This window comes from Psychrobacillus sp. FSL W7-1493, from assembly GCF_038004905.1.
In the GTDB taxonomy this organism is placed as follows: domain Bacteria; phylum Bacillota; class Bacilli; order Bacillales_A; family Planococcaceae; genus Psychrobacillus.
Window position 1 is genome coordinate 2,030,895 of record NZ_JBBOSB010000001.1, and the last position, 21,941, is coordinate 2,052,835.

A 21,941-nucleotide genomic window follows, 5' to 3' on the forward strand; every position below is an offset into this window, starting at 1 on the left:
AAATCAGCGCATCCTACTTGTACAGAGGATGCACTGATTTTTAAATTTCAATAATGATCGGAAGAATCATTGGCTTTTTCTTCGTACGAGTATATATGAGGTTTTCTACGGAATTCTTGATGTTCTTTTTGAGTGTACGCTGATTTTTATTGTTATCCCATTTTTCTACTGTCGTGCGAACATTTTGATTGATTAAATTGATTAGCTCTTCAGAATCTGGCCCATATACAAAGCCACGAGTTAGTGTATCAGGCCCATTTAGGACTTTCTTCAATCCTTTTTTAAGACTAATGACGATAACAACCATTCCATCACCGGCAAGTACTCGGCGATCACGAAGAATGATTTCCCCGACATCCCCAATGCCTGAACCATCTACAAAAACGTCCCCTGCCTCTACGGAGCGCGTCTGTATGACCTCATTATTATCGATAATATCCACAACATCGCCGTTATTTAGAAGAAATATATTAGACCGTTTTACACCGACAGACTGTGCTAGCTCTCGATGTATATGGAGCATGCGATATTCTCCATGGATTGGGACAAAGTACTTTGGCTTCATCAATGTTAGCATGAGCTTCAGCTCTTCCTGATAAGCGTGTCCAGAAACATGCATACCTGTCTTGCTTCCCGAGCCATAGATCACGTTAGCTCCTAACCTTAACAGATTATCTACTACCCTTGTGACATTCGTTTCATTGCCAGGGATGGGGCTAGATGAAAAAATTACGGTATCCTCAGGATGTACCTCGAGTTTACGAAACCTAGAGCTAGCCAATCTCGAAAGAGCAGCCATAGGCTCACCCTGTCCACCTGTACAAAGAATCGTCACTTCCTCGGGAGACATTGTCGGAACTTCACTTTCTTCTAGTAGCATTCCTTCTGGTATTCTCAAATAACCACGCTGAGTTGCAACTCTAACGACATTCACCATACTTCTACCGAGTAAGAGGATCTTTCTATTATTTCTAATACATGCATCTACTATTTGCTGTACCCGATGCACATTAGAGGCGAAAGTAGTAATGAAAATTTTTCGCGTTGCCTTCCTAAAGGTTTCATCTAAATGTTCTTCTATAAGCTTTTCGGAAGGAGAGGATCCTGGTCTCTCTGCATTCGTACTTTCAGAAAGAAGCAATAGCACACCTTCTTGACCAATCGCCGCCATTCGATGAATGTCTGCAGCTTGTTTGTCTACTGGTGTCCAGTCAAACTTAAAGTCGCCAGTATGAACGATCGTGCCTACAGGAGTCTGAAAAGTAATTCCTAGACAGTCTGGTATACTATGGCTCGTTCGGAAGAAGGTCGTCCGTATGGTGCCAAGCCTTAAAACACTATCCTCGTCTATCAGGAATAGCTTACTATCCCGGAGAATCCCATGCTCTTTTAACTTAATCTCTATCAAACCAAGGGTAAGGTTTGTGGCATAGACTGGTACATTCAGCTGTTTTAAAAAGTAAGGAATTCCACCGATATGGTCCTCATGCCCATGGGTGACTATTAAACCACGTATTTTGCTTTCATTTTCCTGCAGATATGTAATATCAGGAATAATTAAATCAACACCTGGAAGACTTTCATCTGGAAATTTACCGCCACAGTCAATAATTACAATATCATCGTATGATTCAATCACATACATATTCTTACCGATTTCATTTATACCACCAAGTGCAAATGCAGATACGGTCGAATTTTTTATAGTCAAAAAGATACCTCCTGATTAAATAAACTATTTTAAGTATGAACTTTAAACTATTATTTATGAGAGAAATATCGGAAAAGGTAATATTTACTTTGTAAAATAAACAAATAATCAGTTAAAAACATATTGGCTAATATGTCACGTTGTGATATAGTCATGTTGTGACATATTATAAAGAGGGTGGAGCAGCTTGGAGAAACTAATAAAGAAATACATACCGATGACGGAGACCGCATTTTATATCCTTTTTTCTTTGACAGAACCACGCCATGGATACGGTATTATCAAAAGAGTAGAAGAGCTGACAAATGGAAGGCTTCATCTTGGTTCAGGCACGATTTATGGAACGCTCACTAAAATGCAAAAAGATGAAATGATCACTGTCTTTTCAGATGAAAAAAGAAAAACAATTTATGAAATTACAGGAATAGGTAAACTAATTATGCGAAAGGAAATGGAGAGGTTACAGGAAGTGCAAAATAATATTTTGCTTTATAAGGGGGAGTTTGATGAAGACATTTAGATGGTTTTGGAGCTACCGTATACAATCGACCGAGAAATGGCTAGAAAGCATGGCTTTGAAAGGTTTTATGTTAAAAGATTTCAACAGATTCACACGCAGATTTACATTTAATAAAACAACACCTAGCAAAGTAACCTATTCGATACAATACAAATCCGGCAATTTACCCGATCGCTTACAAAAAGCCGGCTGGCGAGATCCATTAAAGGTGGGTAAATGGAGTATCCTCAAAAATGAAGCATCTCATGTTCCATTTTATCCATCTAGCGATAGCTTGTTTAAAAGGATTCGATTGCATGCATACTTATTTTTGATCATATCCATCTTTTATTTATCCACTAGTCCCGTGAATTTCTTGATTTTAAAATCATTTGATGATAATAATCCTAACTTTGCATCTATTATTATTCCGTTACTTATATTATTACTATTAGCAAGTATTACTATTTTTGTCTTTATTTCCTATAGAGCATATGAAAAATATACATTTAATCTAAACGAAGAGGTCAAAAACAGCAGAAAAAAAATAAGGAAAATCCGTTTGGCTTGGATGTATCAACCGCTTCAAACTAAAAACTGGTTAGATGAGATGCATCAAAAGGGTTATGAGCTTGAAAGTGTGTTTGCTACCGTCTTTTCTTTTGTTCCTTCTAAACACGAAAAAATGGCATATGAAGTAACATTTGAACCAAAGCTGAAGTCTGATTATTATACCCATCACAAAGAAAATGGATGGAGGCTTCGATACACATCTAATATGTCCCTATTAAATTACTCTATTTGGTCGATGCCCTATAGCAAGCTAGACCATAAACCTGCATTCTCTTACGATGCAACAGAGAAACGACAGCAAATTAAAAAAGCTTTTAGAATGAATATGACCACCGCTTTATTTTTATTGTTGGTGCTTGCACAGTCCATGTATTTACAATGGGGTTTCAATAGATCCTCTTCTTCAATTGATATTGTATTAAAGTATGTAATAACAGTTATGACGGTTTTTTGGATAATATTATCTTTCAAAATCGTCCTAGGATATAAAAAAGAGCTAAATTTACTTAAAGAGCAATAAAAAAGAATCCTTCCTTATGGATTCTTTTTTTATTCATGAGTTTACTTTCTTATACCAAGTAATTGAAACTTTCTGAATATTTTAGCGTATGTATATTATATGAGTTGTTACGTCTTTTCAGAAGGAGTGATGTCATGCACTGGATGATGTGGATTTTCTGGGGTTTCTTTTTAAGTATCATACTAGCTGCCTATCTTGTTGATCGTTTAAGTAGTAGGAAATATAATCTTGAGCATAAGAAGACAATGAATCAGGTAGCTGCCCAAGCTAACTCCGATAGAGAAGTAGCTCGGTATAACAATCAAACATTTTAGAATAATACAAGACGAAGGTATTGGCCTCGCTATTCTATTAAACCTTGATAGTACAGTCCATCGTGAGATCAACACTAAGATAATAGATATCACGCTAGATTTATAGGCTTCATAAAAAATTTAAAACATAGTTTGTCTCTTCAACGTATATGATAAGAAGAAGGGGTGGTTGTGATGAATCGATACTCGATAGCTGAATTTATACGCAGTACGGAGCAGGAAGACAAGGGTGAAGGCGTATTTGAATTAGAAACGGAACGTCTACTTGAGGTTAATCTGGATGGACGTGTCTGGTCGAAGGCAGGTGCTATGGTTGCCTATCATGGGAAGATTAAATTTGAACGTGAGGGTGTACTAGAGCATGGCATGGGTGCAATGTTCAAAAAAGCTTTAACGGGTGAAGGGGCCTCTCTTATGAAGGCAAATGGACAGGGAAAGCTATATCTTGCCGACAGTGGAAAAAAGATTATTATTCTTCATCTTCAAAATGAAGCGATTTATGTAAATGGGAATGATCTGCTGGCCTTTGAGCCTACTATAAAACATAATATCAAAATCATGAAAAAAGTGGCTGGGATGATGTCTGGTGGCTTGTTTAATGTAAGATGCGAGGGAACTGGTTTAATAGCTATTACCTCACATTATGAGCCTCTCACATTACGAGTGACTCCTGGGAAGCCTGTTTTTACAGATCCAAATGCAACCGTGGCTTGGTCAGGGAATCTTAAGCCAGATTTCCAAACAGATATTTCTTTTAAAACTTTCGTCGGCAGGGGAAGTGGAGAGTCGATTCAAATGAAGTTCGAAGGGGACGGTTTTGTTATTGTACAATCTTATGAAGAGGTATATTACCAAGGGCAAAGTTAAATATTCGTTAAATCGAATATGATTTAACTTTTAAAAATATAGTGGTATGACAAAACGCTCAGAGAAGCTCTGAGCGTTTTTATAATTTATTTTTAAACGTTAAACTTTTTTGAATGTTATTCGATAATAGATTCTTATAACAATATGAACCAGCCCAATAATGAAAATAGAAGCCATTAACAGCATCGCTGCTGGATATAAACCAATTACATTGATCGTTGTCGAACTGTTATTTTGTAAGACAGGAACAATAAAAAACAACCAACCGATTAATAATACTGGTACCATTTGAGGAAATAATCGCAGGATAAATCTCCAAACAGGATATTTTCTACGTTTCTCAGACCACCTTTTACTCCGAAGGATTCCTCTAAGTCCTAATCCCAAATAAACCAAAGTGATAATGCCAAGTGATAAATCTATTATTTTAGATACCGGAGCCTTTAATTCAGGTTCTTTTCCCTCAGTCAGCTGGATGATCCCCGTACTAATTTCATAAGCGTGCTCCATTGTTGGTGTAAAGCTATTCAGCAACACCGCTACAGCATAACCACTATCTGGTATAATATCTAGCTGTGCTTGATACGTGGTTTCCACACCACTGTGGGAAATGCGCGCAGGTTTTACATTCGGTGAACTTAATTCCCATCCAAGTCCATATTTTTTACTTTCAAGTGGTGGCGAATAAGATTCTTCTAACAATTTTTTTGATAGTAATTGCTCTCCTTTATCAGATCTCGCGTCATTTGTTAGCATAGAAAGCCATTTACCCATGTCTGATGCTGTTGATATAATACTTCCTGCTCCCAAACTCATCGCTTCAAGCTCTGACCAAGGCAAGGCCTTTCCGTATGCTGTTACATATCCTTTAGGTAATCCTTCTACGACATCTCCAGTGGTAACAGTCGCAACTGAGTCATTCATACCTAGTGGAGAGAATACCTTTTGGTTAAGATATTGAGAAAATTCAATTTCACTTATTCTTTCCACCAAAAGAGCTATGATCCAGTAATTCGCGTTACTATAAAAGTATTTCTCCCCTGGATTTGAACGAAGTTTCCAATCATGTAAACGATTTACTCCCGCATCTAAATCACTCGCAGGTGGAACAATTATCGGGTTTGGGATACCTGATGTATGACTCAAAAGCTGACGTATTGTGACTTCCTTCCATCTTGAATCGTCGAGTGTAATCTCTGGCAAATACTTAATTACCGGGTCATCTAGTTGAACTTTTCCTTCATCAACAAGTTGTAAAATAGCAAATGCAGTAAAAGGTTTGGAGGCGGATCCAATTCTCATTAAAGAATTATTCGTTATTGGATTCCCCTCAGAATCGTGACCATATCCTTTTTCATATACTAATTTACCTTCGTTAACAACTACAATAGATGCACCAGGTAGCCCATTTTGTTCAAGATAGCTATTGACAAACTGATCAATATCTTCATTTTTAAGCGTTTGTGTAGCCTGTTCTCCTGCTGAATAGGGAAAAGGCAATATAGCTATTATTATGATTATTAACAGAAAAATAATGCTTGATTTGCTTGACTTCAAATACTATTCCTCCAATCTTTTTATGATTTTTAAATATTGTAAGAGCAAAATAATCATACAAAGAAAGTATTAATTGGTTAAGTGACTTAAGGCTAAGTACGCTCTAAGTCCACAGTCGTATATAGCCTTTTTCCTTTCTGTGATAATAGCTGATCATAACGCCAAGGAAAAAGCATTAATGTAACAATTGCTATTCATTTTAACTTATTACCAATAAGTTTTTTCACAGTATGATAAAAAACCACCAAATATTAAATAAAAAAACAGGTTCCTCGTCTATAGAAAGAGGAACCTAATTTATGATAATATGCATGATGTTATAAAGGAGTACCCCCATTAATATGAAGTACTTGTCCAGTAACATAAGAAGAATCTTCTGACGCTAAATATACATAGCCCGATGCTAGCTCACTTGGATGGCCAGGTCGTTTCATAGGTGTTTGACTCCCGAATCCTTCTACCTCATCAGCTGCGAAAGACGCAGGAATAAGCGGTGTCCATATTGGCCCAGGCGCAACGGCATTTACTCGTATTCCTTGCTCTACAAGCGAGCCTGCAAGGGAGCGAGTAAAAGTTAAGATGGCACCCTTTGTAGCGGAATAATCAATCAAATTAGGTGCACCTTGGAATGCAGTAATAGACGTAGTATTAATAATCGTACTTCCTGCTTTTAAATGATCAAGTGCAGCTTTAGTCAGATGGAACATACTAAAAACGTTTGTACGGAAAGTTTTTTCCATTTGTTCAGCCGTTATATCTTTCAGTGATTCTTGTGTGTGCTGTTCACCTGCGTTATTAACTAGTATATCCAGCTTTCCAAATTCGCCAATCACCTTATTAATAATTTCTTGACAAACTGACTCATCACCAATATCTCCAGGTATTAGTAAACATTTTTTGCCCTCGTTCTCTACAAATTTTTTGGTTTCTTCAGCATCCTCATGTTCATCTAAGTAGGAGATTGCTATATCTGCACCTTCTTTAGCATAAGCCACTGCTACTGCTCGTCCGATACCACTATCCCCACCGGTGATTAAAGCTGTTTTTCCGGCAAGTCTTTGTGACTTACCTGCAAGATTTTGAGTAAAGTCAGGACTAGGCTTCATTTCCGCTTCTATTCCTGGCTGGCGGTTCTGTTCTTGTGCTGGAATTTTTTCATTTTTTCGGTTTTCCACTAGAATCATTCCCTTCTTGAAAGCTAATTGTAATTTTCCATTATAATGATTAATTACCCATAGCAAAAAACACCAAACATGTAAGGGAAGGTAGATTATATATATACATCAAAGGATTAAAATTGTTATTAACCTACGCTTCTACAAATATAGCAGAAAGTACGGCTCCAACAGCTTGTATCCAGCTACCCACTGTATTGATTTCCTGATTTTTTAAACTATTAGGTGGATATCTAACTGACAAAGCTTGATAGGCAGCTCCAACGACTTGAATAACATCACCTAAATTATTTAGAGCATTTTGTATGGATTGGTTTCCTGTGAAATCAATCGTTAATGCTCCTCCTACTGCCTCAATCAAATCACCTTGGGAACCTAACACCGAGCTAACGTTTTCATTTTCAATGAACTCTGCTTGTAAGGATACCAAGTTTCCAATTGCCTCCAGCTGGCTTCCTACAATGAATAAATAATCCTGATTTTGCGGTATTAGACTACTTCCAATAGCCTGTAATGCTAAACCAATGACATTTAGATCGTTTAGCATCGCATCTGATAAAACGTGTGAAGGAGTGCTTCCTATAGCAGATAATACAGTTCCTATTGCTTCAATCCAAACACTTATTTGTGATTCAGTCCACATTTTCAATCATTCCAATAACAGTTGATTCGACCCTTTATTAGTATATGTCAGCATGTTTGATGGAGTTGGACAGTTATTATTATGTTAAACAGACCTTGTGCTAAAGAACTACAAATATAGGAAAATAGGAAGATTTTAACTACAATTATATAATTCTTTTCAAAAATAATATAAAATACACACAATGTACACATAAGGCCTTTATAGTGAGCCTTAGGGGTGATGACTAAGATTGAGGGAGAAATGGGTGTCTTAAACTATGAAACTAAAGGTATTGTTGATTGAGGATGACATGTTAATGAGGGAATTTATAACAGACTATTTCAAAAGGGGAAATTGGGAAATTTATGAAGCAGATGATGGAAAAGCAGGGCTTGAATGTTTCAATCAGACAAACTTTGACTTAGTTATTTTAGATATCATGTTGCCTAAAATGGACGGATGGTCTGTATGCAAGTACATTCGCGAAAAATCGGAGGTACCTATCATAATTATTACCGCTAAATCAGAAGACGATGATCAAATCTTGGGATTTGAGCTAGGTGCAGATGAGTATGTTACTAAGCCTCTAAGTCCAAGGGTATTGGTAGCCCGTGCGAATGCATTGATCAAAAGAAGGGAAGGTATTGTCGTACAGGATGGAGATACGGAGATTTACGGGAATATACGTATTAATCGATCTGCACATACTGTTTCCATTGCTCACGAAAAGATACTTCTCTCACCAAAAGAGTATGATTTGTTCATCTTTCTTATCAAGCATTATGGCAAGGTATTGCACCGAGAATATATTTTAAACGCTGTATGGGGGTATGACTATATGGGAGATTTACGCACCGTAGATACACATATAAAAAAGTTAAGAGCGAAGCTTGGAGTAGAAGGGAAATATATTTATACAGTTATACGATCTGGCTATAAATTTGAAGTGGAATCATGAGAAGAAATAGTGTAGTTTTTAAACTGTTTATTGTAACAACTACTCTTATTTTAATCGTTTTTTCTTCGGTTATGCTGGCTGAAGTGTTCTTTTTCGAAAAGTTTTACCATTCGTCAAAGGTACAAACATTAGAAGAGAATATGATTTATTTAAAAGATCAAATCAATAAAGAGGAACTAAATGAACAACAAATAAATGAGCAAATCGCTTCCTTTATGAATCAAAATGATGCAACAATTTCTATACTAAATGAACATTTTAACCACATGCCAATAGAACCATATTTTATCGAGCTAAATGTTGACCAAACATTGATCTCTATTCGAATTCCCAATGAGGGGATGGAGGTGGGATCCATTCCACAAGAACTCGAGATTGGCAATACATTAGTTATAGATGGAATTTTCATAGATGAAAAAAATACAATTTTACAGCCAGTTGAGATTAACCCCCCTAAATTTAGGGACGTGCAAATGGGACTGTCAAGAGTTCAGGGAAAGGTAACTGATTTTCTGCTACCAGAACAAAGGTCATACAACCCTCTTTATCAAGACACCCTCATTGATGAAGTCTTAAATGATTGGATACCTAATTCTAGAGAATTATCACTTTTGAAAGATGGATCTATCGTACAAAGACAATGGCAGGACAAATGGAGCGGAGTAAATTACATTGTTTTAACATCCTCACTAGGGGATAAGGACAGGTATTTAATGGTTATGGCTTCTTTACAGCCTGTTGGAGAGGCAGTCGAGGTGCTTAAACAATATTTTATCTTAATAGCTCCAATTGTTATAGGGCTCGTTATTATCCTGTCCATGATTTACTCCAGGATTGTTTCAAGACCAATTAGAATGTTAAGCCGTTCTGCAACGCGCCTAGCTAAACTCGACTTTTCTGAGCAAATAGAAATCCATTCCAAGGATGAATTTGGTGGGCTTGCGCGAGATATGAATTCCTTATCGAATAATTTACAAGCAGCTTTAAATGATTTAACACTTGCAAATGGGAAATTACAAGAGGAAATAAAAGAGAAACAGCAAGCTGAGAAACTTCGCAAACAATTAATTGCAAACCTCTCTCATGAGCTGAAAACACCTCTTGGAATCATCAAAGGCTTCACTGAGGGTTTGCAGGATAATATAGCTAAAGAAAAAAGCGAACGCTATCTATCTCTCATCGTTAGTGAAACAGATCGGATGAATGCCTTAATCTTAGATATGCTAGAGCTTTCGAAATATGAAGCTAAGGCTATCCGCTTACAGATGGAAAACTTTTCACTAACCGAGCTCATTCAGAATGTAGCTGAATCGTTTTCGCAGCAGTTGGAGAGCAAGCGATTACTACTCAGTTTTGACTTTGAAGCTGATCAAATATTAGTTATAGCAGATTACAGAAGGATGGAACAGGTTATCTTAAATCTTTTAAGCAATGCAATTAGGCATGCTTTCGAGGATACTATAATAACCGTTAGTATTGCTCGAACAGAGGCAGGTAAAGTGACAGTAATGATAGAAAACATTGGCTCATTCATCGCGGAGGAGGAGCTAAGCAATATTTGGGAACAATTCTACCGTATTGAAAACTCACGAAACCGCAAATCCGGTGGTACTGGTTTGGGGCTAGCCATTGTGAAACATATACTCGAGCTTCATCAAAGTGAATATCGAGGGATGAATACAAATCAAGGAGTAGCATTTTCTTTTACATTAAATGAGGATAGGGGAGAACAAGATGAATAAATCTATTTACATTATAGCTGTTATGGTGCTTTTCTTTACAAGCGGTTGTGGAACACAAGTGAATTCTAATACATCCGACAAGTCGGAAGAAAGTCAAAACGAATCAACAGCAGCAAAAGGAACGTCGGATAACGAAAATGAAACTAAAACTGAAAGCAATCAATCGAAACAAGTGACGGAAGACGAGATTTTAATCGTTATTGACCAAACAGCTAAGCCAATTGAAGGTAATAGCTTTGACTTTGTCATAAAGGAGGTACCAGAGGGATTCTCCTTAACAGAAATGCAGTGGATTTCAAATAAAAGTCAAGTGATTAATACAGTTCAAGAAGCCATTGAACATGGAGCTAGCGGAGAAGAAGGATTCTATATTAGTGGAAATGGAGAGTATTCCGGATTCTTCTATTCTGATGCTATGAAAGGAGAAGAAGGGAAGGTAATATTTATTTTCAAAGATGACCAAGGCAAAGAGCTAACTTGGGAGAAAACTATTACTTTAAACTAACATCTGTGTTGAATAGCTTTTTCTTTATTCCGGTTGAAAGACATGTCTAAAAATTAAAACACCTCATTTATATTTTATGGTAAAATATACTAGTAAATATAAAATATTCAAAGAATGGGGTATTTATAAATGAAATTATCTAGAGTGATTGTGGGCTACTTAACTTGTTTGCTATTACTAGTTTGGACATATGATGCAGCTTCCGCTGAGTCAACATGGGAAGCTAATTGTTCTTCGTACGGAGATATTAAGCAAAACCAAAATCCGCCATATCAGCATATGAACTGTCTTCTTACAAATGCAGCTTTAGATGCAAATATTCCTCCAGAGATTGTGAAAGCTGTGGCTTCCAAAGAAAACGGTGGATGGAAGCAATTTGACGAAAATGGACAGCCAGTCGTTTCATTAGATCAAGGGATAGGTATTATGCAAATAACTAATCAATCAGCCTATGATCAAGAACGATTAAAATACGATGTCACCTACAATATTCAAGCTGGTGTGGAAATTCTTAAAAGTATGTATCAACGTAATGATTTACCTAAAATAAAAGGAGCAGGACCAGAATTTATCGAGAGCTGGTATTTTCCAGTGATGGCTTATAACGGTATAAAACCAGCGAACAGCCCTATTTATAAATCTAATGGTTTAAAGAATAGTGAGGCATATCAGGAGAAGGTCTTTTCATTTATTGAAAAGGATAGTTACTTGAACAATACTAAATTAGGTAAGCTAGACTTCCGTACAGAGGACTTTGAATATGATACTAGCAGCACTGAAAACATAGTTTTTAAGAAGAAGGAGTACACATTAACGAGTCCGATGCATTCTTCCTCATATCATTTCCAAAAAGGAGACAGGGTTAGTGTCACGATAGACAATGTAAAATTAAGATCACAGCCCAGCACTTCATCTGCTTCAACTACTATAGGCAAGAATACTGTCTTAACTATTGAAGGGAAATTTTTATATGACCAGTCACTAACAAGCATAAACCAATTCGTATGGTATCCAGTTAGAACAGCAGACAAAAAACTTGTAGGTTATATATCTTCTGCTTACATTAACAAAAATACGAATACTCAGCCTGTTAAAAAGATCATGTGGGGTAAAACAGAACTTAAGCTAGGGCAAATAGGTAAGGTTACTGTCTTATCTGATACAAACTTAGTCAAAATGGATAGCAGTGGATCGATTACAACTGTCCGTACGCTTAAAAAAGGTGAAGAATACCGTGTATATAATTACAAGAGCAACAATGGCGGATTATATGGCGTAGGCGGGGGGAGCTACATCCAGAAGTCCTCCAATATAAAATACGAAACGCCATCTAAAAGCAAGTTAGCTTTACTGGGACAATAACAATCGTGTTTATATTAAAAGAACCATTCTACGGCTTGAAAAGTAGAATGGTTCTTTTTTGTTTAATTGGAAATCCAAGGTTGCAATATTGTAATGTGAACGTCATCTAAAGCGAAGGCTCTTTGTAAATGTCTCCCCTATAATAAAGTAATAGCAAGGAAGGCTTTAAAAATAGAAAAGGGGTTAAAAAACATGAAAAAATTATTTATAGTATTTCTTACGTCCATTGTTGCTGCGTCACTATTATCAGGGTGTGGGATGTTTGCAAAAGCTAATGGAGTTATATTGTACGGAGAACAACAGGATATTATAGATTCTGTAGAGCGAGATAAAAAAGAGATAATCGAAGAAGAACAGTTCACTATTAAGATGATCGAGCAAGGTCAACAAAAAGTAATGACTATGACGGAAGAAACTGCAAAAGTACTTGTAAGCAAACAGTTAATTCGAGAAATAACTGACCAAGAAAAAGGGAAATCAAAAGTAATTAAATCTCTTTCGAAAGTTTCAGAAGGTGAAGGATTAATTTTTGCTAAGCAAAAGGTGGAAAATCTGGATGCGATAGAAAAAGTAAAATATGAAGGTAATTTAATCATTGGTGAAGGAAGAACATACACAGATATGTTCCTAATCGTCAATAGTGCAGATTGGGATTCCATAAAAGGTACGGAAAAAACGATGGCTGTTCTCGAATATGATAAAGATCCGAGTGCTGATGGATTGAAATATGATGTAGAAAAAACACAGCTAGTAAGAATTGAAAACTAATACTGCAGGGACTGTCTATGACTAGGCAGTCCTATTTTATTTCCTAAAATTATTAGAATCAACGTTTATCGTAATTACTTAGAGATAGTTTATTACAAAAATTAAAACAATTATTTAAACTCTAGTTGATATTGTGAAAAAGTAATAATATGATTCTTATATTGATATATTTTTGCTATGAATTAGAGAGAAGGTTTAACATGCGTAAATATAAAGGTGAATTATTAATGATTATTACCGCTGTTATGTGGGGGAGCGGATTTGTGGGAATGTCAGTAGGCTTAGAACATTGGAGTGTAATGCAATTAATGGCGCTCCGTTTCACATTAGCAACAGTTCTATTAGCCATTATTTTCTCTAAAAAACTAAAACTTATTTCAAAAAGTGTTTTCTGGAAAGGCGCTATATTAGGAGCTATTTTATTTATTGCGTTTTCATTACAAACACTAGGGCTTGAGTTTACAACTCCATCTAAAAATGCCTTTTTAACAGCGATTAATGTGATCATTGTACCTATTATTGCTTACATCATTTATAAACGTCGATTCGACTATTTTGAGATTTTGGCAGCCATCATTGCGATTGTAGGTATTGGATTTTTATCTCTACAAGATTCACTTACCATTAATCTCGGGGATATGTTATCGATACTGTGCGCATTCGCGTTTGCATTTGATATTTTTTATACGAATATCTTCGTAAAAAAAGAAGATGCACTAGCATTAACAATCGTCCAATTCTTTGTAGCTTCGATTTTTAGTTGGATTGGTGTTCTTATACTTGGAGAAATTCCTACTTCTGCAAGTGTGGAGGGTGTTTTAACAATAATATATCTGGCTGTTTTTTGTACGCTAATTGCTTATGTATGTCAAAATATTGGAATGCAGTATGCAGATCCAACAAAATCTGCGTTAATTCTGTCGACAGAGTCCTTATTTGGAACCTTTTTCTCTGTATTATTATTAGGTGAAATTTTAACAGGGAGAATGATTTTTGGAAGCTGCCTGATTTTTACTGCTATTATTATCGCGGAAGTGAAACCATCCTTTAAAAAGTCTATAATAAACGCTTAACAAAAAACTGGGCTTGCATTTTATGTGGAGTCTAGTTTTTTATTTCTATGGTGTAAACCCCTAATTATCAATAAGTCTGATTTTTACCCAAAAGATCTACAATTTTTTGATAAAGGAAGTAATCAAGTCGTTGAAATGCTTAATTGCATCACTCATTTCAACTCAACACGTTCAAAGAGTAACGTTTTATATATTTTAGTATATTAATTGAACTGGGAATACGTAATCGAAATAAAATAGTTTGAACAGAAGGCATGAGGTGTTCTGTGCGAAATCGGCTTTTTAAGTAACAATTCCGATGTGAGTAAGCTAGATACCCTCGCTAAGCGTCAGGCAGCAGGAAGGGCTGTTGCTGAGCGAATCAAGAACTATATCGAAACATTGCCGGAATAATAAATCCAAAAAAGAAGGGGTGTCGGATTTCCGAACTCCTTCTCTTATTCTATCTGGCACCCAAGTATACGTACTCCAGTTGATTGTCCTTGCCGTAATGGAACACGACTAGACTGTTGCTGTCGTATTGTGGGTTGTACATGTAATAGCCTATCTCGGTCATTTCATCGTCTTTGTTAAAGAAACCGATGTGTTTTGATTGTTTGGCCAGTTCGACTTCGAACGGTGCGTTGTTCTCCGGTTCTTTAAGGTGTATCGCTTTGTTTATCACTTCGAACTCGACGGGGAACTCGGCTTTTAGCGTCTCGAAATCCTCAGCTGCAAGTAGATCCATGAAACGTCTCGAAGTTCTGTCGGTTTCCTGTAGGAACGAGCTGTAATCACTCATGATGTCCTTTAACTCTTGGTTCTCTTTTTGTAGTGCCTCGATTTCCTTCTTGTAGTCTGTACCTGCGCCAATATTGTCTTTCTCGTCCGAGCAACCGGCTAAAATAATCGAAACGAGTGCTACTGTCAGTAGTTTTTTCAAATATTCCATCCTCCTTTTGTGTCAACACCTGAAATTGTATATTACCATTATAAGGAAAAAGTATTTTATTTTATTGAAAACTGGCTTTTGGATTAAAAATATACAAAGAAGAATTTGACTTCCTTCTTTGGTGAATTATCATGGGAACTTTTTACAATTCTTTATGAATGAAAATCTGTTGAAATGATTAAAAACTGAGAGACTAGAGGATACGTTTGCAAATTATAGAGATAATCTTACTATATTAGTAACAAAGGTAACAGATGAAGTTCCAGTAGCTCTAATAAGCTATTTAGCAAGTAAATTCAATTGTGTACTGTAAGTATTGCTTTAATGACTACTCAATTAGTTATTTGTAGAGGAGAAGAAAGATCTGCGATTAGAATGACTTTTTAAGTGAAGTGATCGCAAATTAAACAGCAAAACTATATTTAATCATTTAAATAAACACCACTAAAAAGGGATAAAATAATATTTCTAACATAAAAAACTGAATTAATATTTGAAAAAGGAGTGTCTGGACATTATTGTCCGAAGTGACGGTAGATTCTTGTTCATGTACATATACGGGAAGGTAAGTGATTGGTTATTGCTATTACTAAAAATATTTTAGTTTACATAATATAAATTATACGGAGTTGCGTTTCATTACATAAGTATACTTGAAACAGTGAGATATTTGAGAAAAACGTGTTTTTATTCGCTTGTTTATAAAATTACATTAGATTTTATTGCTAACATTTAAATTTATATATTTTCTACTTAATGCTTGTTTGCAATTCTTAGCCTTGCTTTCGATTATAATTCCTTGTTAATATTCCCTCTTTTAATTGTTCAATTTATCTTACAATGTTCCTTCAGAATTTTTCACCATCCAGATCTACAAATATTCTATCTCTTTATATTTGTATCACAGAAAAAATTTTGCCTTCTGAAGTTTTCAACAGATTCCTCTAAAATGGAAAATGTCATATGTGTATACGACGAGTTAATGTGTTCCTTTGTCGAATATCCATGTCAGCTAGTCGGATAGTTATACTGGTAATTAGTAAGCAAAATTTTTCTATTAGAATACTATAATAAACTCATTTCGCCTATGCTCCCTCTTCGTAGACAGTAGACGCCTATTGTTCTAAAGGGGTTTAGCAGCAAAAATATTTCCAATTATAAGCATTATAGATGTAAAAAATAAGCCAATACGGGCTTTTTCTAGCGCCATCTTCATCCAAAACTTCCAATCAACATAAATAGAACATTTGTTTCCATCACGTAAAATTCGTCATTTTGGATAAATAACGCCTGCTGTTTTCCAACAGATTTTCCGTTTTTATCTAATAACTTGATAAAACATACTTATAAAGTACTTCAATAATCCCAATTCCTTCTTCATCGTAATATTTGTTCATTTCCAAGTCTGATCTAACTTGTTTGAATAAAATTCAATCGCCTTTTTATAGCTTTGAATACGTTCATCATTCGACGTCTCCATTATATTTTTCAGTAAAAGTTCCATAGCTTGCTGATGGCACTCTAAGTTGTAAAGAGTCATCGCTAAAAAAACTTGCATCGCTCTATTAGTTGGAAATTGTTTTAGCCCCTGCTCCAAGGTTTTTTGGGACTTATCATACTCTCCAAGAGTTCTATATGTGCTTCCAAGGCCTATGAATGCCCCTTCCTGGTCTTTTTCAGGTAATCCTAGACTTAATTGCTGTCTCATAAAACGGAACGGCCTGTGACTCCTTTCCTAGTGCGTCAAAGCTCCAGGCACATTGGTAGTTAATATAAGCATCTTGAGGAAATTCTTTGACCAATTGAAGAAAAGTACTGTTCGATTCTAATAAATGGCCCTCTTTTCTTAAATGTAATGCTTGTTCTATCATTTTTTCCATCGTAACTCACCTTCCTGCTTTTAAAAAATACTAACCTTATTATATATAAAGAATACAATAGCTTGGCAATTTCAGACAATAGGGTACTTCCTGCTTGCTCAGTCTCTAGCTATCTAGAGAATCTGCTCCTATACGATACTAGTTAAGTGCTCCGTTAAAAGCCTTTTTAGATCGTGCTGTTCTTCATCAATAAATCTATAAAAATGTACGCATCTTACCTATACTGTATTAAAATTAATATGATACGTTTAATGTAGATGTACATACTTATAATACATAAAGATAGAAAGGGCGATCTTATATGAGAACAAGTGAGATTGCTAAAAAAGCGCAAATTCATCCAAATACCGTTCGTCTATACGAGGAGTGGAAGTTTATCTCCCCTGTTCCAAGAAAAGAAAATGGATATCGTGTATATAGTAATATTCATCTACAACAGCTGTATATTGCACGACTTGCCTTTATGCAGGAATTTATCCAAAATAATTTACGTAAAATGGCTACAGAAATTGTTTTACTTAGTGGACAAGAAGCATTTAAGAATAGTTTGCTGTCTGCCAAAGCCTATCTAAGCTTCTTACATTCGGAATACGACTATATGACGAAGGCTATTCAGTCGGTGGATAAATTGCTTCATGAGGAAACAGCAAATTCACCTTTTTTCACACATAAAGAGGCTTGCAAACAACTGCAATTAACAGAGGAAACGGTTCGAAACTGGGAGCGGAACGGCTTATTTGGAGTTCCTCGCAATGCACAAAATCGCCGGCAGTACGCAGCCTCAGATATTCAAAAGCTACTGATTATTCGTACACTACGTAGCGCACACTTCTCTATCGCAAGTATCCTTCACCTTTTCGAAGAAATTGAATCGGTAAACCATGTAACGGATATTCAGTCCCTATTGAGCTCAGCTAAATTTAAAGATGAATTTTATCATGTAACCGATGAACTGGAAGTAAACCTAAAAAAAGCAATGAATAACGTGAAGTTAATCATTGCGATTTTAGAAAAGCTACAATAATGGAGATCTGTTGTTTGCATCGATGAACATTGTTAATTGGTGCATTGCTCTTGTAGTGGCTATATAAAGTAAGCCTTGGTCATAAGACGTATGGTAGTTAAACTCATCTACAAAGGGCACCAAAACTGCATCAAATTCTAAGCCCTTTGCATACTGGATCGTAGTGACAAGAAGGCCAGCTTCAAATTTTTCTGTTTGTCCATCTAAAATATGAAATGGAACTGTTAAGCTGCTTATAAGCCTATTTAAATCGTTTTCTGTCTTGCAAATGATAGCTGTCGTTTTATATTCATTTTGAATCATTTGATGAATCATCGCTATCATCTCATCAAAAGTTTCATAAATCATTTCTCCTGGCTCTTCCCCGTGACGAGCAATTGGATGAATATCACCGGTTCGCATAAATTTCTTTGCGTACATGGCTATTTCATATGAGGATCGATAAGTTGTCGTCAATTCTACATATTCTATACTAGCGAATATGTTTTCGAAGGATTCCTTTGAAATAGTTTCATATGGCAGTAATGCTTGGCTGAAGTCACCTATTATAGTCCGCTTACAGTTAAACACTTTCGATAGAACTGCATATTGAATTGGCGTATAGTCTTGCATTTCATCGAGCACAAAATGCTGTACCAGCTCGAAGGTTTTAATGCCTTTAAAATATAACTGAACGTATAGATACGGATATACGTCATTGAATTCAAACGTCTTTTTTGAGTACTTAAATAAATCTTCTCCTAGTTCCTCTATGAAATGACGATAGATATCTAATGGAGTCGTGTATAACAATCGTTTTTTTAATCTCTTCACAATCTCATTCTTACTTGGGTATGTCCCTTCCCCGTTTCGTTTAGCTTTTAATACCTGAAGAATATCATCTGCCAGCAGCTCTAAACGAGTAGCGACCGGTTCTTTTCGATACTGAAAGAAACGTCCTTTTAAATAATCAGCTGTAAATTCTGTATCTGCAATCGATATGGATTCTTTCTTTAATAACTTTGTATCTAAGTCGCTTAAGTATGTGTCTAGTTGTTCCACAAATGAATAATTAGACTTTATTTTCGCACGTGTAGCCAGCTCTCCAGAAGGGTCCATTATAATTGCTCGCGTTTCCTGTTCATAGGAAGTGAACGTGACAGCCGGCGGCAATAAGCTTTCCGTCAAATCGTCAATAGTAAAGGAACGAATAGGCTGCTCCCCAAGCTCTGGCAATACGGACGAGATGTAGTCACCAAACACTTTGTTTGGTGACAGTATGAATATTCGATCTGCACGTAAGGTGTCTCTATATTTATAAAGGTAATAAGCTATACGGTGTAATGCAACTGCTGTTTTCCCTGACCCAGCAACCCCTTGTATAATGACGTTATAGGCTGATTCATTACGCACAATCTTGTTTTGTTCTTTTTGAATGGAAGTGATGATTGTTTTCATCTTGTCGCTAGCATGTTGATTGAGTGTTTGTTGTAGAACCTCATCTTGAATCGTCAATGAGCTTTCTACGACATATTTAATCTGTGAGTTTTCGATTTTGATTTGACGTTTGCCTATGAGTTCTCCTTCAAAACATCTTCCCATGGCTTCGTAGTAAGCTTTCCCTAGCTCAAATTCATAATACATATTACAAATGGGTGCACGCCAGTCATAGATAAGCGAAGTACCTTCTTCATCTCTAAAACCAAATCGCCCAATGTAAAAGGTTTCCGCATCGTCCTGTTCTTCTCCATTATAGACAAAATCAAATCGACCGAAATAAGGTGACTCGATCAGCTTTTTTATTTGTTCTCTTTCTAATACTTGAGCAAGCCCTTGTTTATCGATCATATTTAACGTCTGTTGATAATCATACACTTCAAATTTATCGAGCTCACTTTTATACTCAATCGTATATTTTTGTAATTCTTTATAGTTTTGATCCTGATTATTTATATCTACTAATAGACGTTGATAAGCTTTTTTAAGATCAGCTTCAATCTTTTCAAAATATGTTATCTCTTTTTTATCCATCATTGTTTGCCCTCCCTTTAAACACCAAAGCCAATTCTAACAATTATTTTTTCGCTGGTGTAATAATGGAGGGTTTGACCACAAGAAAAGCGCAAGCGCCTGTCACTGCCCCGACAGGCAAATGGGAAAATGCGAGGAGGCAGTTCCTCAGCCACCGCAAACGCTCTTGTTTGCGACGAGCTTGCGCAGGAGCAGTATTTTCCCATTTGACCCCGAGGGGCAAGGCGGTGGAGCTAGACATCAATTTATCCACAGGTTCAGAATTTTATAATTTCCTAAACCATAAAAAAAAGACGGGCAGCGAACTACCCATCTCGTTTATTTAAGGAACTGGTACTACCTTTGTTTCCTCTAAATCAACTTGTAAGCCTTCTTTTTTATTTTTCTTCGCCTTCTTAAAGAAGAGTATAGTAATAATGATTGTAAAGATTAGTGCACCGATATGTGCTGTTCCGTAAGCTAATCCAAATCCAAGCTTTGCGTCATTTAGTATATAGACTGCTATCATGTCGGTAATAAAAAGTGCAGGAATTAAGCTGACATAGTAATTCTTCCCTTTTACCATTAGATACATCGTAGCAATCCATAAAGCTAGTGCAGATGTTCCTTGGTTTGCAAAAGAGAAATATCTCCATAAAATATTAAAATCTATTTTCGTTAATAGGAATGAAATTGCAAACAATGGTATCGCGATTGCAAGACGTTTAGTTAATTTTGCTTGATTGATATTTAAATAATCAGCAATAATCGAACGGGCTGCACGGAATGCTGTGTCCCCTGATGTGATCGGTAGTACAATTACACCTAATACAGCGATTGTTCCACCTACTGCTCCTAGTAAGGTCATAGATACCTCTTTAACTACTAAAGAAGCAGTACCCTCATTGATTAATCCTTGTAACCCTTGCCCATCGAACATGCTCATTGCAGCAGCAGCCCAAATCATTGCGATAACTGCTTCGGTAATCATCATTCCGTAAAAAATATATCGTCCTTGACTTTCATTTTGAGTAGTCCTAGATATAATCGGGGATTGTGTTGCGTGAAAGCCAGATAAAGCTCCACAAGTAATCGTTAAGAATAGGATTGGGAATATAGGTAGCCCTGCTGGGTGCATATTCGTTAAAGTCAATTCAGGAATTGTATAATCAGAGAACATTAATGCTCCGCCAACTCCAAGTGTTCCGATTAATAAAATTGCACCGAAGAACGGGTAAAGGCGACCAATGATTTTATCTATTGGTAATACTGTAGATAAGAAATAGTAAATGAAGATAGCTGCAATGATATAACCTAATGCTATTCTATTATCCATGAGTGCGCTAAATAAGGAAGCTGGTGTAGTGACAAACACAGTACCAACTAGTAACAGTAATAATAGAGCAAAAACGTTTACTAAGTGTTTGGAAAACTTCCCTAGAAATTTACCAGCAAGTTCAGGAATATGTGCTCCGCGGTTCCGAATGGATATCATGCCTGTTAAATAATCATGAACTGCTCCAGCGAAAATAGCTCCCACGACAATCCAGATAAAAGCAACAGGTCCATATAACGCTCCCATAATCGGCCCGAAAATTGGTCCTGTTCCGGCTATGTTCAATAATTGTATTAAAGCGTTCCTATTCTTACTCATAGGCACATAATCTACCCCGTCTTGATTAGCATAGGCGGGTGTCATTCTGTCTACTTTTGGACCAAATATTTTTTCAATAAACTTCCCGTACGTAAAATAAGCAATCACAAGAATTACAATTGCAATTAAAAAGGTAATCATGGTTTTTCCCCCTCTATAATTATTTTTTAACTTTAAATTTATAACCTATATTTCTCAGTCGTCACATTATTTG

The 21,941-nt window shown here is 36.1% G+C and carries 18 protein-coding genes and 1 pseudogene; 11 read left to right on the forward strand and 8 right to left on the reverse strand.

All coding sequences use genetic code 11. The annotated features are described in order from the left end of the window. Positions 1–40: 40 nt before the first annotated feature. Complete coding sequence (locus MKX96_RS10310; protein ID WP_340883499.1) at positions 41–1,711, reverse strand: ribonuclease J; 1,671 nt, start codon at positions 1,709–1,711, stop codon at positions 41–43. A gap of 217 nt (positions 1,712–1,928) precedes the next feature. Between MKX96_RS10310 and MKX96_RS10315 the strand changes: the two genes are divergently transcribed. The 4 genes from MKX96_RS10315 (at position 1,929) to MKX96_RS10330 (ending at position 4,484) form a co-directional block, all read left to right on the forward strand. Next, a complete protein-coding gene (locus tag MKX96_RS10315) occupies positions 1,929–2,231 on the forward strand; it encodes a PadR family transcriptional regulator (RefSeq protein ID WP_340885980.1) in 303 nt (100 codons plus the stop codon). After that, positions 2,218–3,303, forward strand: a complete 1,086-nt coding sequence (locus MKX96_RS10320) for a DUF2812 domain-containing protein (RefSeq protein ID WP_340883501.1) — start codon at positions 2,218–2,220, stop codon at positions 3,301–3,303. The genes MKX96_RS10315 and MKX96_RS10320 overlap by 14 nt, the downstream gene beginning before the upstream one ends. Positions 3,304–3,437: 134 nt before the next feature. Next, positions 3,438–3,617, forward strand: a complete 180-nt coding sequence (locus tag MKX96_RS10325; RefSeq protein ID WP_340883502.1) for a hypothetical protein — start codon at positions 3,438–3,440, stop codon at positions 3,615–3,617. Positions 3,618–3,791: 174 nt separating this feature from the next. Continuing rightward, on the forward strand, positions 3,792–4,484 hold the full coding sequence (locus MKX96_RS10330) for an AIM24 family protein (RefSeq protein ID WP_340883504.1): 693 nt from the start codon (positions 3,792–3,794) through the stop codon (positions 4,482–4,484). Positions 4,485–4,583: 99 nt separating this feature from the next. Here MKX96_RS10330 and MKX96_RS10335 read toward each other — a convergent pair whose 3' ends face one another. The 3 genes from MKX96_RS10335 to MKX96_RS10345 all read right to left on the reverse strand — a co-directional run bounded on the left by MKX96_RS10335 (position 4,584) and on the right by MKX96_RS10345 (position 7,859). After that, positions 4,584–6,041: a serine hydrolase domain-containing protein gene (locus MKX96_RS10335; RefSeq protein WP_340883505.1), complete on the reverse strand. Its 1,458-nt coding sequence runs from the start codon at positions 6,039–6,041 to the stop codon at positions 4,584–4,586. Between the two features lie 317 nt (positions 6,042–6,358). Further along, entirely contained in the window at positions 6,359–7,225 is an 867-nt protein-coding gene (locus tag MKX96_RS10340; protein ID WP_340883506.1) for an SDR family oxidoreductase, read from the reverse strand. 124 nt (positions 7,226–7,349) lie between these two features. Continuing rightward, on the reverse strand, positions 7,350–7,859 hold the full coding sequence (locus MKX96_RS10345) for a DUF6944 family repetitive protein (protein WP_340883508.1): 510 nt from the start codon (positions 7,857–7,859) through the stop codon (positions 7,350–7,352). A 259-nt stretch (positions 7,860–8,118) separates the two neighbouring features. Between MKX96_RS10345 and MKX96_RS10350 the strand changes: the two genes are divergently transcribed. From MKX96_RS10350 to MKX96_RS10375, 6 genes are all read left to right on the forward strand, one after another. Further along, a complete protein-coding gene (locus MKX96_RS10350; RefSeq protein WP_340883510.1) occupies positions 8,119–8,799 on the forward strand; it encodes a response regulator transcription factor in 681 nt (226 codons plus the stop codon). Next, a complete protein-coding gene (locus MKX96_RS10355) occupies positions 8,796–10,541 on the forward strand; it encodes a sensor histidine kinase (RefSeq protein WP_340883511.1) in 1,746 nt (581 codons plus the stop codon). The genes MKX96_RS10350 and MKX96_RS10355 overlap by 4 nt, the downstream gene beginning before the upstream one ends. Further along, complete coding sequence (locus MKX96_RS10360; RefSeq protein WP_340883513.1) at positions 10,534–11,046, forward strand: hypothetical protein; 513 nt, start codon at positions 10,534–10,536, stop codon at positions 11,044–11,046. The genes MKX96_RS10355 and MKX96_RS10360 overlap by 8 nt, the downstream gene beginning before the upstream one ends. A 129-nt stretch (positions 11,047–11,175) precedes the next feature. Continuing rightward, positions 11,176–12,408 (forward strand): transglycosylase SLT domain-containing protein, encoded by a 1,233-nt coding sequence (locus MKX96_RS10365; RefSeq protein ID WP_340883515.1) that lies wholly within the window; start codon positions 11,176–11,178, stop codon positions 12,406–12,408. Between the two features lie 192 nt (positions 12,409–12,600). Then, entirely contained in the window at positions 12,601–13,176 is a 576-nt protein-coding gene (locus MKX96_RS10370; protein WP_340883517.1) for a lipoprotein BA_5634 family protein, read from the forward strand. 200 nt (positions 13,177–13,376) lie between these two features. Next, positions 13,377–14,249, forward strand: coding sequence for a DMT family transporter (locus MKX96_RS10375; protein WP_340883519.1), 873 nt, complete (start codon positions 13,377–13,379; stop codon positions 14,247–14,249). Positions 14,250–14,691: 442 nt separating this feature from the next. Here MKX96_RS10375 and MKX96_RS10380 read toward each other — a convergent pair whose 3' ends face one another. Together MKX96_RS10380 and MKX96_RS10385 are read right to left on the reverse strand one after the other, a co-directional pair. Further along, positions 14,692–15,171, reverse strand: coding sequence for a hypothetical protein (locus MKX96_RS10380; RefSeq protein ID WP_340883521.1), 480 nt, complete (start codon positions 15,169–15,171; stop codon positions 14,692–14,694). A gap of 1,402 nt (positions 15,172–16,573) precedes the next feature. Further along, positions 16,574–17,060, reverse strand: a pseudogene (locus MKX96_RS10385) (tetratricopeptide repeat protein). Between the two features lie 301 nt (positions 17,061–17,361). Between MKX96_RS10385 and MKX96_RS10390 the strand changes: the two are divergent. Continuing rightward, entirely contained in the window at positions 17,362–18,084 is a 723-nt protein-coding gene (locus tag MKX96_RS10390; protein ID WP_340883523.1) for a MerR family transcriptional regulator, read from the forward strand. On the opposite strand, the gene MKX96_RS10395 is transcribed toward MKX96_RS10390, so the two are convergent. After that, a complete protein-coding gene (locus MKX96_RS10395; protein WP_340883524.1) occupies positions 18,076–20,097 on the reverse strand; it encodes a HelD family protein in 2,022 nt (673 codons plus the stop codon). The two genes, MKX96_RS10390 and MKX96_RS10395, sit on opposite strands and share 9 nt — an antisense overlap. A 319-nt stretch (positions 20,098–20,416) precedes the next feature. Then, a complete protein-coding gene (locus MKX96_RS10400; RefSeq protein WP_340883525.1) occupies positions 20,417–21,868 on the reverse strand; it encodes a carbon starvation CstA family protein in 1,452 nt (483 codons plus the stop codon). Positions 21,869–21,941: the final 73 nt, after the last annotated feature.

Bases quoted from the DNA above. Each gene is read 5' to 3' on its own strand.
- MKX96_RS10325 (WP_340883502.1), top strand. From the start codon at position 3,438: ATGCACTGGATGATGTGGATTTTCTGGGGTTTCTTTTTAAGTATCATA.
- MKX96_RS10320 (WP_340883501.1), top strand. From the start codon at position 2,218: ATGAAGACATTTAGATGGTTTTGGAGCTACCGTATACAATCGACCGAG.
- MKX96_RS10390 (WP_340883523.1), top strand. From the start codon at position 17,362: ATGAGAACAAGTGAGATTGCTAAAAAAGCGCAAATTCATCCAAATACC.
- MKX96_RS10375 (WP_340883519.1), top strand. From the start codon at position 13,377: ATGCGTAAATATAAAGGTGAATTATTAATGATTATTACCGCTGTTATG.
- MKX96_RS10355 (WP_340883511.1), top strand. From the start codon at position 8,796: ATGAGAAGAAATAGTGTAGTTTTTAAACTGTTTATTGTAACAACTACT.
- MKX96_RS10395 (WP_340883524.1), bottom strand. From the start codon at position 20,097: ATGATGGATAAAAAAGAGATAACATATTTTGAAAAGATTGAAGCTGAT.
- MKX96_RS10315 (WP_340885980.1), top strand. From the start codon at position 1,929: ATGACGGAGACCGCATTTTATATCCTTTTTTCTTTGACAGAACCACGC.
- MKX96_RS10330 (WP_340883504.1), top strand. From the start codon at position 3,792: ATGAATCGATACTCGATAGCTGAATTTATACGCAGTACGGAGCAGGAA.
- MKX96_RS10400 (WP_340883525.1), bottom strand. From the start codon at position 21,868: ATGATTACCTTTTTAATTGCAATTGTAATTCTTGTGATTGCTTATTTT.
- MKX96_RS10360 (WP_340883513.1), top strand. From the start codon at position 10,534: ATGAATAAATCTATTTACATTATAGCTGTTATGGTGCTTTTCTTTACA.
- MKX96_RS10370 (WP_340883517.1), top strand. From the start codon at position 12,601: ATGAAAAAATTATTTATAGTATTTCTTACGTCCATTGTTGCTGCGTCA.
- MKX96_RS10350 (WP_340883510.1), top strand. From the start codon at position 8,119: ATGAAACTAAAGGTATTGTTGATTGAGGATGACATGTTAATGAGGGAA.
- MKX96_RS10340 (WP_340883506.1), bottom strand. From the start codon at position 7,225: ATGATTCTAGTGGAAAACCGAAAAAATGAAAAAATTCCAGCACAAGAA.
- MKX96_RS10365 (WP_340883515.1), top strand. From the start codon at position 11,176: ATGAAATTATCTAGAGTGATTGTGGGCTACTTAACTTGTTTGCTATTA.
- MKX96_RS10345 (WP_340883508.1), bottom strand. From the start codon at position 7,859: ATGTGGACTGAATCACAAATAAGTGTTTGGATTGAAGCAATAGGAACT.